Here is a 12,139-nt window from a genome sequence, read left to right on the forward strand (position 1 = left end):
CTGATGAAAAAACGGCGCGTCACTCAGTCAGTAGTGGGAGAACGAGTGACGCGCCAAACGAGTGCGCCCGGTTTCAAGAAGCCTCCCTCCCCGCGGGGCGGAGAAGGCGTTTTCTAAGCGCACTAAAGGGAAACCCGTCGCGGTCAGGCAACGGGGTATTGCTCTTAACGATTCATCTGGAACAGCGACATGCCCTGCATATCGCTGAAGGTTTTATACGACGCCTGCAGCGCCGCCTGCTGCATGAAATAAGACGAGATAGACTCGGCCAGGTCGGCATCCGTCAACGCGCTCATCTGGATCTGGTTGGTCATGTCACGCTCTTTACCGATGCTGTCCAGTTGATCCATCTCCTGCAGCTGGCTGCCCAGCTCGGCGCGCACGCTCAGCACGTTGTTGTAGGAGTTGTCCAGGCCGCGGTTGGCTTTCGCCAGCGCATCGTTCACCTGCTGCTTGGTGGCCTCGTCGGCGCCCTGCAGCGGGGTTTTCAGCGCGTTCAGCGCGATATCGATGCTCTCGAATACGTTGCTGACTGGCGCGCTGCCGTCCGGCTCGGGCTTAGGGTTGCTGGTCAACGACATGAACACCGCGTTGCCGGTATGGCCGATGGTCATGGTGCGGTTGGCGTCCACTTTCTGCTGAACCGTCTTGTCGCCGCCCTGATAGCTGACGGTGCCGCCGTTATCGACGAACGGCGCCTTGTCGTTCACGTATCCGCCGAACATATAGCGGCCGTTGCCGTCGGTGCTGTTGGCCTGATTCAGCAGCTGATCTTTCAGCCCCTGCAGCTGGGTGGCCAGCGACTGGCGATCGTTATCGCTTTCGGTGCCGCCGGCGTTGACGATCAGCGCCTTCATGTCCGCGATGGTGGAGGTCGCGCCGGCCAATACCGTTTCTTCCATCGACACGTTCTGACGAGCGAAGGTGCGCGCCAGCGTGTACTGGCTGTTTTCCGCCTGCGATTGCGACAACATCACCGCGCGTGACGCCGCCAGCGGATCGTCGGACGGGTTGATCACCCGCTTGCCCGAAGAAAGCTGCTCGGCCGCCTTCATGAACAGCGACTGGTTGCCCGTGATGCCGTTCATGTTCTGTTGGTACATCATGCTGGTGCTCATGCGCATGCTGTGGGTTCCTTACTCTGAGCGACCGGCGCCGTTATCGGCGCCGATTAACAATGAAATCAACGAATATTCAGCAGCGCGTCGAACAGCGAGCTGGCGGTCTGAATCACCTGCGCGTTGGCCATGTAGTACTGCTGGAAACGCAGCAGCTCGCCATACTCTTCGTCAAGGTTGACGCCGGACATCGACTGCTGTTGCGCGCCCAGTTGCGTGACGATCTTGGCCTGCGACGTGGCGATGGCCTTGGCGGCAGCGGTCTGGTTGCCGACGCCGCTGACGATGCCGGCGTAAGCGCCGCTCAGGGTCACCTTGCCGTCCACCAGGTTTTTGGTCTGCAGATCCAGCAGCTTCTTGGCGTTTTCGTTATCGCCGCGCCCGCTGTCGTCTTTACCGGCGGCGGCGATCTTGGACGAATCGGTGATGGCCACTTTCAGGTTGCCCGCCACGTCGCTGACCGGCTTCACGGTGAAGCTGTCTTTGGCTTGCGCATTGCCGTCGATGCTCACTTCCAACCCGTCGAAGTTCAGCGTCGGTTTGCCGTCGGCGCTGGTGCCCGGCGTCGCGTTGACTTTCACGTTGTCCGGCAGGCGGCTGACCTGCCAGTTGCTGCCGTCGAACTCGACGCGATAATCGTTGGCCTTCACCTTGCCGGTATCGGTGTAAGCGACCGACAGCGACGCGTCGCCGGTGTTGCGGGTGTTATCCACCACCCGGCCGCCGCTGAAGCTGAAGAAGTCGCCGCCCGCATCGCCGTTCAGATCGAAGCCGGCGCGATGCTGTTGGTTAAAGCTGTCCGCCATCGCCAGCGCCAACTGGCCCAGTTGATTGCGCACGCCGTCCAGCGTTTCGCTGCGGAATTTCAGCACGCCGCTCAGCGTGCCGCTGGTGATCTGGCCTTCCGGCACTTCGCTGGCGCCGTTGCCGCGGTTATAGCCGATGGTCAGACGGGAAGGATCGCTGCTGGAAGGCACGGCTTCCACCTGATAGGTGTTGCTGCCCTGCACCAGCGTCAAGCCGTTGGCGAAGGAGACGGTATAGGCGTCGCCGTCCTGTTGCGTGACCTGTACGCCCACCAACTGGTTCAATTCGGTGACCAGCTGATCGCGCTGATCCAGCAACGCATTCGGCTCGCCGGCGGCGCTGCCGCGCAAACGGGTGATCTCGTCGTTCAGCTTGGCGATCTGTTGGCCGTAGCTGTTGATCTGCTGCGCCGTATCGCTGATCTGCTGATTAACGCCGTTATCCATGTCGCGCAGGAATTTATCGGTATTGTTGAACTGGTTCACCAGGCCGTTAGCCTTGCCCAGCACCGTCTGGCGCGCGGCGTCGTCACCGGCGTTGCTCACCAGGTTCTGCAGGTTGGTAAAGAAGTCCTGCATGTTGGTCGACAGCGGGTTGGTCTTGCTCGCCAACAGGTTGTCGATCTGTGAAATCTTCTCGTAATAGGCGTTTTGCGCCCCGAACGAGCTTTGTGCGCCGCGCAGCTGGTTGGTGATGAACTGGTTGTATTCGCGGTTGACGCTGGTGACGGTCACGCCGTTGCCGATAAAGCCGCTCATGGTGGCCATGCCGCCGTTCTGCGCCAGGATCGCGGTCTGGCGGTTGTAGCCCGCCACGTTGTAGTTAGAGATGTTGTTGCTGACGGTACTGAGCGCCACCTGAGCCGCATTCAGCCCGCTCATCGCGGTATTGATTAAGCTATTGGACATCGGAATTCCTTATGCTGCGGCGCCGGTGGCCCACAGGGTTCTTAATTGAGCTGCTGAGCCTGTTCGCTCAGCCTGTTTCGGTTATCGGCAAAAATGAGAAGAACTTGAGGAAAAAAAGCGGCAATGCGGTCAGCATCCAGCGAGCCTCCATTACCGCCTACCCCCTAAATAATTGGCGCCGCAGCAAGACGACAAGCAAGGGAGACCCCGGGAGCTTGGTTAAGCCAAGTGACCGGGGCGAGCTTGTGCAATCAACGCCGCTGCGGCGTCAAGAATGACGGGGATTTAGAACAAATCGTTCAGATCGTGGGTATAGGCTTTCACCGCCTGCTCCCCCGCGTTCTTCATCTGCTGAATCACGCTGACCAGTTTGCTGGCGTACTGCGGGTCGGTGGCGTACCCGGCGCGTTGCAGCGCATGCGCCGCCTGCTCCGGGCTGCGCGCAGCGGCCACATCGGCGTAGCGCGGGTTGTTGGTCAACAGCTTGACGTAATCGGCGATCGCTTCCACATAGGAACCGTAGACGCGGAACTTCGCCTTCACCTTCTTCGCCGCACCCTGTTCGAACTCGGTGGTGGTGATCTCCGTCACCGGCCCGCTCCAGCTGCCGCCGGCCTTGATGCCGAACAGGTTGTAGCTAGGCGTGCCGTCTGATGTCGGGATCTCGCGCTGCCCCCAACCGGACTCCAGCGCCGCCTGCGCGACGATCAGCTGATGCGGAATGCCACTCTGCTGGCTGGCGACCTTCGCCGGTATCGATAGGCGAGCGACGAAGTTGCCGTTGTTGAGCGACAGCGGCGCGGCGGCCGGCGGGGCCTTCGGCATCGCCCGGCGCACCATTTGCTCCAGCGCCTGGTTCGGCAGCGTTTGCAGCACCTCATTGTCCAGCGCCATCGGCGACAGGCCCGCCGTTTCGCTCGGCACCGCGTTGGCGTTGCTCATCTGCTTGACCATCATGTCGGCCAGCCCCAGCCCTTTTTGCGACATCTGCTGGGCGATTTGCTGGTCGTACATCGAGGTATACAGCCGCGTTTGGTCGCTGCTCAACACCCCGTCCTGCGGCAAGGCGGAACGCATGCTTTTCAGCATCATCTGCACGAACATGCCTTCTACCTGCTGCGCCACCTGCTTGAGGTTGCCCTGCGGGTCGGCCGCCGCGTCGCGCTTCAGGCCGTTCAGCGCCTTGGCGTCATAGGCCGCGCCCGACATCGCCATCAGATCGCCGGCCATCAGATGATTTCCAGCTTGGCGCGCAGGCAGCCGGCGCTCTGCATCGCCTGCAGGATCGACATCAGATCGATCGGCGTGGCGCCCAGCGCGTTCAGCGCCCGGATCACGTTGTTCAGGTTGGCGCTGGCGTTCACTTTCTGCAGCGATCCGCCCTGCTGTTGCACCGAGATCTGGGTGTTAGGCGTCACCACCGTCTGGCCGCCGCCGAACGGTGTCGTCGGTTGGCTGACGGTGTTCTGCCGATCGACCACCACCGACAGGTTGCCCTGGGCGACGGCGCAAGAATCGAGGATCACATCGCGGTTCATCACGACCGAACCGGTGCGCGAGTTGATGATCACTTTGGCGTCCATCGCCCCGACGTTGACGGTGATGTTTTGAATCTCCGCCAGGAAGCGCACCTGAGAGCTGTTGCCCTGCGGCACCAGCACCTGGATCGTGCGGGCGTCGAGCGGCGTCGCGGTGCCGCCGCCGCGTTGGCGGTTGATGGCGTCGCTGATCTGCTGCGCCAGCGTGAAATCCTCGTCGTTCAGCTGAAGGTTGAGAACGCCGCCGCTGCCGAAGGTGGTCGGCAACTCGCGCTCGATGGTAGCGCCGTTGCTGATGCGCCCGCCCGCCAGCTGGTTGACCTGCACGCTGCTGCCGCCGGCCGCCGCGCCCGCGCCGCCGACCAGCACGTTGCCCTGCGCCAGCGCATAGACCTGATTATCCACGCCTTTGAGCGGCGTCATCAGCAAGGTGCCGCCACGCAGGCTCTTGGCGTTGCCCATCGAAGAAACCACCACGTCGATGTTCTGCCCAGCGCGTGAGAACGGCGGCAGTTTGGCGGTCACCATCACCGCCGCCACATTTTTCAGCTGCATGTTGGTGCCCGGCGGCACGGTGATGCCCAGCTGCGACAGCATGTTGCTCAAGCTTTGGGTGGTGAACGGCGTCTGCATGGTCTGGTCGCCGGAGCCGTCCAGCCCCACCACCAGGCCGTAGCCGATCAGGGCGTTGTCTCGCACGCCCTGCACCGTCACCAGATCGCGGATGCGCTCCGCCGCCGCCGGCAAGCACACCAGCCCGACGCACAGCGCGATAAACCATTTTTTCAGCATCAGTCAATCCTTAGAACGGTGAAACATTTAAGAAGAAGCGCTGCAGCCAGCCCATGGTCTGCGCTTCGTTGATATAGCCATTGCCGACGTATTCGATACGCGCGTCCGCCACCTGCGTCGAGGTCACCGAGTTGTTGCCGCTGATGGTGCGCGGGTTGACGACGCCGGAGAAGCGGATGAATTCGGTGCCCTGGTTGATGGCGATCTGCTTTTCCCCCACCACGTGCAGGTTGCCGTTGGCCAGCACCTGGTTGACCGTCACCGTGATGGTGCCGTTGAAGGTGTTGTTGGCGTTGGCGCCGCCCTTGCCGCCGAAGGTGCTGTCGCCGGAAATGTCCATATCGGCGCGCGCATTGCCCAACAGGCCGTCGAGGTAACGCGGCGAGGTGGCGACGCCGAACTTGCTGGCGCCGTTGCGGCTGGCGTTGGCGGAGGAGCTTTTGCTGGCGCTGACGTTTTCCTGCAGCACGATGGTCAGGGTGTCGCCGACGTTGCGCGGCCGGCGGTCTTCGAACAGCGGCTGATAGCCGTAGTTCATCGGCTGCACCGTCTGGAAGATCGAGCCGTTCGGCATCGGCGCGCTGGCCGGCGCGGGTTGCGCCGTGGTCGCGCCGTCCACCAGCGGTTTGTGCGGAATATAAGCGCAGCCGCTCAGCGTCAGCATCACCATTCCCGCCAGCCAGCGTTGTCCCTGCCGCGGCAGGATTGCCATCGAATATGTGGTTACCACGGGTATCGCCTTTGTTTCACGAAAGAGAATGACGGGCGCGGCAAGCCGGGCCCGTCAATGACAGATTACAGTTGCGTCAGCTTTTGCAGCATCTGATCGGAGGTCGATACCGCTTTGCTGTTGATCTCGTAAGCGCGCTGAGTCTGGATCATGTTGACCAGCTCCTCCGCCACGTTAACGTTGGAGGTCTCCACGTAGCCCTGATACAGCAGACCGGCGCCGTTCAGCCCCGGCGTGCTCTCGTTCGGCGCGCCCGAGCTTTCGGTTTCCTGATACAGATTCTCGCCCACGCTCTCCAGACCGCTGTCGTTGACAAAGGTCGTCAGCGTCAGTTGGCCCACCTGCTGGGCGGCGGTTTGCCCCTGCTGGGTGACGCTGACGATGCCGTCGCGGCCGACGGTGATGGACAGCGCGTTCGCCGGAATGGTGATCGCCGGCTGCACCTGGAAACCGCTGGAGGTGACCAACTGGCCGTTCTGATCGATCTGGAACGACCCGTCGCGGGTGTAGGCCTGGGTGCCATCCGGCAGCATCACCTGGAAGAAACCCTGTCCCTTGATGGCGACGTCTTTACTGTTGTTGGTTTGCGACAGGTTGCCCTGGCTGTGCAGACGCTCGGTCGCCACCGGACGCACGCCGGTGCCGATCTGCAGACCGGAAGGCAGCGTAGTCTGCTCGGAGGACTGCGCGCCCGGCTGACGCATGGTCTGGTACAGCAGATCTTCAAATACCGCACGCTGGCGCTTGAAGCCGTTAGTGCTGACGTTCGCCAGGTTGTTGGCGATCACGTCCATGTTGGTCTGCTGCGCGTCCAGACCGGTTTTGGCAATCCATAAGGATGGAATCATCGGTTATTTCCTTGCTGCTTAGCTCACTGAGAGCAGTGAGTTGGCACGCTGTTCGTTTTCATCCACGCTGTGGATGACCTTCATTTGCATTTCAAAACGGCGGGCGTTGGCGATCATGTCGACCATGGTCTCCATCGGCTTGACGTTGCTGCCTTCCAGCACCCCGGGCATCACCCGCACCTGCGGATCGTTTTGCAACTGATTGCCGCGCTGCTGTTGGGTTTCCGGCGTCAGGCGGAACAGCCCGTCGTCACCGCGCATCACTTCGCGCGCATCGGCCTTCACCAGCTTCAGGCGGCCGATCTGCGCGATGGTGTTCGGCGGATCGCCGGCGTTCAGCGCCGAAATGGTGCCGTCGGCCGCGATGGTGATCTCCGCCGACGGCGGCACCTCGATCGGGCCGCCGTCGCCCATCACCGGCATCCCCTGCACCGTCAACTGCCCGGTGGAGGAAATCTGAATGTTGCCGTTGCGGGTATAGGCCTCACCGCCGCCCGGCAGGCTCACCGCCAGGAAACCGTCCTGCTGCAGCGCCACGTCCAGCGGGCGCGCCGTGTAGTTCAGCGCCCCCTGGCTCATGTCGGCGCCCGGCGTCGACGCGGTTACCAATGTGCGGGTCGCCAGGCTCGGCCCGTCGACCGGCACCGCGCGCAATGCGGCGAGCTGGGCGCGAAAGCCCGGCGTCGACGCATTGGCCAGGTTGTTGGCGGTAATGGACTGCTGTTCCAGCGTTTGGCGCGCCGCGCCCATCGCGGTATAAATCGCGTGATCCATAACTCGGCCCTATCAGCGCAGGCTAACCAGCGTCTGCAGGATGGAGTCCTGCGTCTTGATGGTCTGGGCGTTGGACTGGTAGTTACGCTGTGCGACGATCATGTTCACCAGCTCCTGGCTCAGATCGACGTTGGAAGACTCCAGCGCGCCGCTGGTCAGCTTACCGAAGCCGCCGCCGCCCGACAGACCGACGCGCGGCTGACCGGACGCACCGGTTTCTTGCCACACGTTATCGCCCTGCGACGCCAGCCCTTCGGGGTTGGAGAAGTTGGCCATGACGATCTGGCCCAGCACTTGAGTCTGCTGGTTGGAATAGATGCCCACCACTGTGCCGTCGTTGTTGATCTGGAAGTTGGTGTATTCACCGGCGGCATAGCCGTCCTGCGCCACTTTGCTCACCGAGTCGCTGCCCACGTTCTGCTGCATGCTGCCGGCGAAGCTCAGGGTGAAGTTTTGCGCCGGCGCGCCGTCTTTGGCGGCCATCGGGATCACCATGCTGAACTCGCCCGGCGCGCCGTTGGTGCTGGTGGTTTTGACCAGGTTGCCGCTGGTGCTGAACTCCATGGTGCCGGCATCCACCGGAGCCGCGCTGCCGTCCTGGGTGTAGACCTGCCACTTGTTGTCTTCGGTCTTCACAAAGTAGGCGTTGATGTTGTGCGCGTTGCCCAGTGAGTCGTAGGCGGTGATGGTGTTGACGTAGTTGTAGCTGTCCTGTTTGGTCGGATCGAAGGTCTTGTTCTCCGGCACTTTATGGGTGGACTTCAGGTTGGCCACCATCTCGCCGGAGGTGGACGCCTTGGCGTTCATCATGCCTTCAGGAATGCTCAGCGGCACCGGGTTGGCGCCCTGCTGGATGGTCGGCGGAGAGCCGGCCGCCGGGTAGCCGGTCAGCTGCAGGCCCTGCATGTTGGTCAGGTTGCGGTTCTCGTCCAGCTTGAACTGGCCGTTGCGGGTATAGAAGATGCCGCCATCTTTATCCTGCATGCGGAAAAAGCCGTTGCCGTTGATGGCCACATCCAGCGCGCGGCTGGTGCCGGTGGTGGTGCCGCCCTTGAAGTTCTGGGTGATGCCGGACACTTTGACGCCCAGCCCGACCTGCGAACCGGCGAACATGTCGGCGAAGGAGACGCTGCCGGATTTGAAGCCCGCAGTCGCGGAGTTGGCGATGTTGTTACCGATCACGTCCAGGTTGGTTGCTGCCGCGTTCAAGCCGCTGACTGCCTGAGAAAAGGCCATGTTATTCTCCGAATAGTGGTCAGGCTATCGTCCGATTGAGCCTGATGCTTGGGGTTATAAGATCTGTCGCACGTCTTCCAGGGTGGCGTTGCCCGCCAGGCCGAGATCCAGCTTGGCGCCGTTGCCGTCGCGGATCACGCCGTTCACCAGCCCGAAGTGCAGGCTGCGCGCCACCAGTTGCTCGCCGTTGCCTTTGGCGTTAATCGCCACTTTGTAGGCGCCGTCGGGCGCGGTGGAGCCGTCATCCAGCGAGCCGTCCCAGGTGAAGGCGTGCACGCCGGCGGTCAGGCCGCCGATTTCAATGGTGCGCACCACCTGCCCGCTGGCGTTGGTGATGGTGGCGGTCACCTGATCGGCGGCGCGCTCCAGTTCCACGCCGAACGGCGTGGTGCTGACCTTGCCATCCTTGCTGCCGACCAGAATGTTGTTGCCTGGTACCATCACGCCGTGACCGATCAGCGCGGTGGCTTGCAGCGACTGGTTGCTGTTGATCTGGCCGGAGATCGACCCCAGCGTGGTGTTAAGCTTTTCGATACCCTGAACGGTGTTGATCTGCGCCAGCTGCGACGTCAGCTCGTTGTTCTGCATCGGATTGGTCGGATCCTGGTTTTTCAACTGCGCCACCAGCAGCGTCAGGAAGCTGTTGTGCAGATCCTGGCTGTTGGTATTTTTGCTGTTGTTACCGATGACGGTGTTATCCAACGACTCGTTGGTGGTTGCGGCAATAGCCATGGGAAGCTCCGGTTACTGACCCAGCGTCAGGGTCTTCATCATCATCGACTTGGTGGTGTTGAGCACCTCGACGTTGGCCTGGTAGCTGCGGGAAGCGGAGATGGTGTTGACCATTTCCCCTACCACGTCGACATTCGGCATGCGCACATACCCCTTGGCGTCCGCCAGCGGGTTGCCCGGCTGATACACCAGACGCTCGGGCGCCGGATCGTCCACCACCTGGGCGACGCGAACGCCGCCGGTCGGTTGCCCCGGCGCCGCCGCGACCTGGAACACCACCTGCTTGGCGCGGTAAGGTTCGCCGTCCGGGCCGGTCACGCTGTCGGCGTTGGCCATGTTGCTGGCGCTGACGTTCATGCGCTGGGATTGCGCCGATAACGCCGAGCCGGAGATATCAAAAATATTCAGTAAAGACATGCGCCTTATCCTTGTTGCAGCACGGACATCATCCCTTTGATCTGCCCATTGAGCAGCGTCAGGTCGGTCTGATATTTCAGGCTGTTATCGGCAAAGTTGGTGCGTTCGCGATCCATGTCCACCGTGTTGCCGTCCATCGACGGCTGGTCCGGCACTCGGAACAGCAGATCGAGCTGTGGCGGCTGCAGGGTCTGCGCCGGGATGTGGCGCGCCGCCGTCAGGTTGAGCGCCATGCCGTTGCCGCTGACGCGCCCCTGCTCCAGCACCTTGTTCAATTGGCTGGCGAAATCGATATCCCGCGCCTGATAACCCGGCGTGTCTGCGTTGGCGATGTTGGCGGCCAGAATTTCCTGCCGCTGGGCGCGCAAGTTCAGCGCCTCTTGGCCAAAGCGCAGAGCCGCGTCCAGTTTGTCGAGCATGCTCCCTCCGCGAGGTTAGAATTTGGAGTCGACAGCATAAACGCCCCCTGCGCCACCCTATCGCGGGAATAAACGCAAAATGGGGCGCTATTTATCTGCTTAGCCTGCGCGCGCTGCGGGTACACTTACGCGTATCCCGATGAAGCTTGAGAAGATGACGATGAAAGGTAAAATGCTGCTGCTTATCGGCCTGCTGTGCAGTCTGAACGCGCGCGCCGACGATCTGGCGACGCAAATCGAAAGCTTCATCCAGGGCAAGTTCAGCGGTGAACCGGTACAGGTAAAAGTGCGGGTGCGCACGCCGCCGAACCAATGGCCCGCTTGCGAACTGCCGCAGCTGTCGCTGCCGCCCAACGCGCGGATCGGCGGCAACGTCAGCATTTCGGTGCGCTGTGGCCAGGAGCGGCGTTTTATCCAGACGCAGGTGCAGGTGTTCGGCCGCTATCTCGTTTCGGCGCGCGGCATCAGCGCCGGCAGCCGGTTGACGGCGGCGGATCTGGCGTTGAAAGCAGGCCGGCTCGATACCCTGCCGCCGCGCGCGCTGACCGAAGCGGGCAAAGCGTTGGGCGCCGTCAGCCTGCGCAACATCAGCCCCGGTCAGCCGCTGACCCTCGCCATGCTGCGCCGCGCCTGGATTATCAAGGCAGGGCAACCGGTGCAGGTCAACGCACAGGGCGAAGGATTCAGCATCAGCGGTGCGGGCAAGGCGATGAACAACGCCGCCGCCGAAGACAGCGTGCGGGTGCGCATGGCCTCCGGGCAGATCGTCAGCGGCGTGGTCGGGGACGACGGCGCGATCCGTATTACGTTATAAAAAAGTAAAGGTTCCGCAAACCTTGCCGATAAGACAAATCAAGCAGCATTTTATTGGCCACCAGGGCCGCAAAACTTTCATTGCAGCGTCGTCGCCCGCGAGCGGTCACGGCGTAAACGGAGATGGACCATGAGTATCGATCGCACCCAGCGGTTACAGCCGGTTTCCACTGTGCAACCGCGAGAAACCCCGGCCGACAACCCGCTCCAATCGCGCAAGGCCGCCGTGGCGGAAACCGCCGTCAGCGGCACGCAGGTCAAACTGAGCGAGGCGCAGGCGCGCCTGATGCAGCCGGGCACCCAGGATATCGATATGGGTCGGGTCGAGGCCATCAAGCAGGCGATCCGCAACGGCGAACTGAAGATGGACGCCGGCAAAATCGCCGATGCGCTGCTGCAAGACGCGCAGAGCGATGTTCAATGGATCGCCGGACGCGACTGACAGCGCGCGGCGAGTAGCGGTAAAGGATAAGTCATTACTATGGAAAACCTGGCACAACTGCTGGACAAACTGTTGGAAACGCTGCAGGCGCTCAACGGCGTGCTGGAGGAAGAGCACGACTTGCTGTGCTCCGGCCAGTTGCCGGGCGTGGCCTTGCAGCGCGTCACCGATGCCAAAAGCCAACTGCTGGCGACGGTCGCTTACCTCGAGCAACAGCGCCTGGGGCAGGAAAAAACCTGCGGGCAACGCGCCCCCTATGCCAGCCAAGCGCCCCTGGCCGATCGTTGGCAGCGCGTTCAGTTGCTGAGCCAAACGCTGCGCGAAAAGAACCAGCACAACGGTCTGCTGCTCAATCAGCAGATCGACCATAACGCGCAGGCGCTGGCCATCCTCAGCAAAAACAACAAATCGCTGTATGGCCCAGATGGCCAGTCGCACGCCGGCAGCCTGCTCGGCAGAAAAATCGGCGTCTGACCTGACTCATTTCGCCCGGTGAGCCTATCACCGGGCGCGCGTTAACCGGCTTCTGCGCATCCCCTCGCATTTTCTCCCTATCACTCTTTGA

General features: G+C 62.1%; 14 protein-coding genes. 3 read left to right on the plus strand and 11 right to left on the minus strand.

Annotated features, from left to right (window positions below; translation table 11 throughout):
* Nucleotides 1–164 precede the first annotated feature (164 nt).
* The 11 genes from flgL to flgB all read right to left on the minus strand — a co-directional run bounded on the left by flgL (nt 165) and on the right by flgB (nt 10,319).
* Nucleotides 165–1,124, minus strand: a complete 960-nt coding sequence (flgL, locus tag J0F90_RS14780; RefSeq protein WP_016927302.1) for a flagellar hook-associated protein FlgL — start codon at nt 1,122–1,124, stop codon at nt 165–167.
* A 59-nt stretch (nt 1,125–1,183) separates the two neighbouring features.
* The gene (flgK, locus tag J0F90_RS14785; protein WP_033640027.1) at nt 1,184–2,833 is read right to left on the minus strand and encodes a flagellar hook-associated protein FlgK; all 1,650 of its coding nucleotides are present in this window, start codon (nt 2,831–2,833) and stop codon (nt 1,184–1,186) included.
* Between the two features lie 285 nt (nt 2,834–3,118).
* A complete protein-coding gene (gene flgJ / locus J0F90_RS14790) occupies nt 3,119–4,063 on the minus strand; it encodes a flagellar assembly peptidoglycan hydrolase FlgJ (protein WP_033640025.1) in 945 nt (314 codons plus the stop codon).
* Nucleotides 4,063–5,163: a flagellar basal body P-ring protein FlgI gene (locus J0F90_RS14795; RefSeq protein WP_004934816.1), complete on the minus strand. Its 1,101-nt coding sequence runs from the start codon at nt 5,161–5,163 to the stop codon at nt 4,063–4,065. The genes flgJ and J0F90_RS14795 overlap by 1 nt, the downstream gene beginning before the upstream one ends.
* A 10-nt stretch (nt 5,164–5,173) precedes the next feature.
* A complete protein-coding gene (gene flgH, locus J0F90_RS14800) occupies nt 5,174–5,875 on the minus strand; it encodes a flagellar basal body L-ring protein FlgH (protein ID WP_004934817.1) in 702 nt (233 codons plus the stop codon).
* An 83-nt stretch (nt 5,876–5,958) separates the two neighbouring features.
* Nucleotides 5,959–6,741 carry a flagellar basal-body rod protein FlgG gene (flgG, locus tag J0F90_RS14805; RefSeq protein WP_004934819.1) on the minus strand — a complete coding sequence of 261 codons (783 nt, stop codon included), beginning with the start codon at nt 6,739–6,741 and terminating at the stop codon, nt 5,959–5,961.
* A gap of 18 nt (nt 6,742–6,759) precedes the next feature.
* Nucleotides 6,760–7,515 carry a flagellar basal body rod protein FlgF gene (locus J0F90_RS14810; RefSeq protein ID WP_016927299.1) on the minus strand — a complete coding sequence of 252 codons (756 nt, stop codon included), beginning with the start codon at nt 7,513–7,515 and terminating at the stop codon, nt 6,760–6,762.
* Nucleotides 7,516–7,527: 12 nt separating this feature from the next.
* Nucleotides 7,528–8,751, minus strand: coding sequence for a flagellar hook protein FlgE (flgE, locus tag J0F90_RS14815; protein ID WP_016927298.1), 1,224 nt, complete (start codon nt 8,749–8,751; stop codon nt 7,528–7,530).
* A 54-nt stretch (nt 8,752–8,805) separates the two neighbouring features.
* Nucleotides 8,806–9,483 (minus strand): flagellar hook assembly protein FlgD, encoded by a 678-nt coding sequence (gene flgD / locus J0F90_RS14820; RefSeq protein ID WP_016927297.1) that lies wholly within the window; start codon nt 9,481–9,483, stop codon nt 8,806–8,808.
* Nucleotides 9,484–9,495: 12 nt separating this feature from the next.
* On the minus strand, nt 9,496–9,900 hold the full coding sequence (flgC, locus tag J0F90_RS14825; RefSeq protein ID WP_004934826.1) for a flagellar basal body rod protein FlgC: 405 nt from the start codon (nt 9,898–9,900) through the stop codon (nt 9,496–9,498).
* A gap of 5 nt (nt 9,901–9,905) precedes the next feature.
* A complete protein-coding gene (flgB, locus tag J0F90_RS14830) occupies nt 9,906–10,319 on the minus strand; it encodes a flagellar basal body rod protein FlgB (protein ID WP_015378256.1) in 414 nt (137 codons plus the stop codon).
* Between the two features lie 160 nt (nt 10,320–10,479).
* On the opposite strand from flgB, the gene flgA reads away from it, so the two are divergent.
* The 3 genes from flgA (at nt 10,480) to J0F90_RS14845 (ending at nt 12,048) form a co-directional block, all read left to right on the plus strand.
* A complete protein-coding gene (gene flgA / locus J0F90_RS14835; RefSeq protein ID WP_033640024.1) occupies nt 10,480–11,133 on the plus strand; it encodes a flagellar basal body P-ring formation chaperone FlgA in 654 nt (217 codons plus the stop codon).
* Between the two features lie 129 nt (nt 11,134–11,262).
* Entirely contained in the window at nt 11,263–11,574 is a 312-nt protein-coding gene (flgM, locus tag J0F90_RS14840; protein WP_016927295.1) for a flagellar biosynthesis anti-sigma factor FlgM, read from the plus strand.
* A gap of 39 nt (nt 11,575–11,613) precedes the next feature.
* Nucleotides 11,614–12,048 (plus strand): flagella synthesis protein FlgN, encoded by a 435-nt coding sequence (locus J0F90_RS14845; RefSeq protein WP_016927294.1) that lies wholly within the window; start codon nt 11,614–11,616, stop codon nt 12,046–12,048.
* Nucleotides 12,049–12,139 lie beyond the last annotated feature (91 nt).

It is taken from the genome of Serratia marcescens subsp. marcescens ATCC 13880, assembly GCF_017299535.1.
Lineage (GTDB): Bacteria > Pseudomonadota > Gammaproteobacteria > Enterobacterales > Enterobacteriaceae > Serratia > Serratia marcescens.

Excerpts from the sequence above, each read along its gene's own strand:
- flgE (WP_016927298.1), bottom strand. The coding sequence starts at position 8,751 with ATGGCCTTTTCTCAGGCAGTCAGCGGCTTGAACGCGGCAGCAACCAAC.
- J0F90_RS14810 (WP_016927299.1), bottom strand. The coding sequence starts at position 7,515 with ATGGATCACGCGATTTATACCGCGATGGGCGCGGCGCGCCAAACGCTG.
- flgC (WP_004934826.1), bottom strand. The coding sequence starts at position 9,900 with ATGTCTTTACTGAATATTTTTGATATCTCCGGCTCGGCGTTATCGGCG.
- J0F90_RS14845 (WP_016927294.1), top strand. The coding sequence starts at position 11,614 with ATGGAAAACCTGGCACAACTGCTGGACAAACTGTTGGAAACGCTGCAG.
- flgD (WP_016927297.1), bottom strand. The coding sequence starts at position 9,483 with ATGGCTATTGCCGCAACCACCAACGAGTCGTTGGATAACACCGTCATC.
- flgM (WP_016927295.1), top strand. The coding sequence starts at position 11,263 with ATGAGTATCGATCGCACCCAGCGGTTACAGCCGGTTTCCACTGTGCAA.
- flgB (WP_015378256.1), bottom strand. The coding sequence starts at position 10,319 with ATGCTCGACAAACTGGACGCGGCTCTGCGCTTTGGCCAAGAGGCGCTG.
- flgJ (WP_033640025.1), bottom strand. The coding sequence starts at position 4,063 with ATGGCCGGCGATCTGATGGCGATGTCGGGCGCGGCCTATGACGCCAAG.
- flgA (WP_033640024.1), top strand. The coding sequence starts at position 10,480 with ATGAAAGGTAAAATGCTGCTGCTTATCGGCCTGCTGTGCAGTCTGAAC.
- flgL (WP_016927302.1), bottom strand. The coding sequence starts at position 1,124 with ATGCGCATGAGCACCAGCATGATGTACCAACAGAACATGAACGGCATC.
- flgG (WP_004934819.1), bottom strand. The coding sequence starts at position 6,741 with ATGATTCCATCCTTATGGATTGCCAAAACCGGTCTGGACGCGCAGCAG.
- flgK (WP_033640027.1), bottom strand. The coding sequence starts at position 2,833 with ATGTCCAATAGCTTAATCAATACCGCGATGAGCGGGCTGAATGCGGCT.
- flgH (WP_004934817.1), bottom strand. The coding sequence starts at position 5,875 with ATGGCAATCCTGCCGCGGCAGGGACAACGCTGGCTGGCGGGAATGGTG.
- J0F90_RS14795 (WP_004934816.1), bottom strand. The coding sequence starts at position 5,163 with ATGCTGAAAAAATGGTTTATCGCGCTGTGCGTCGGGCTGGTGTGCTTG.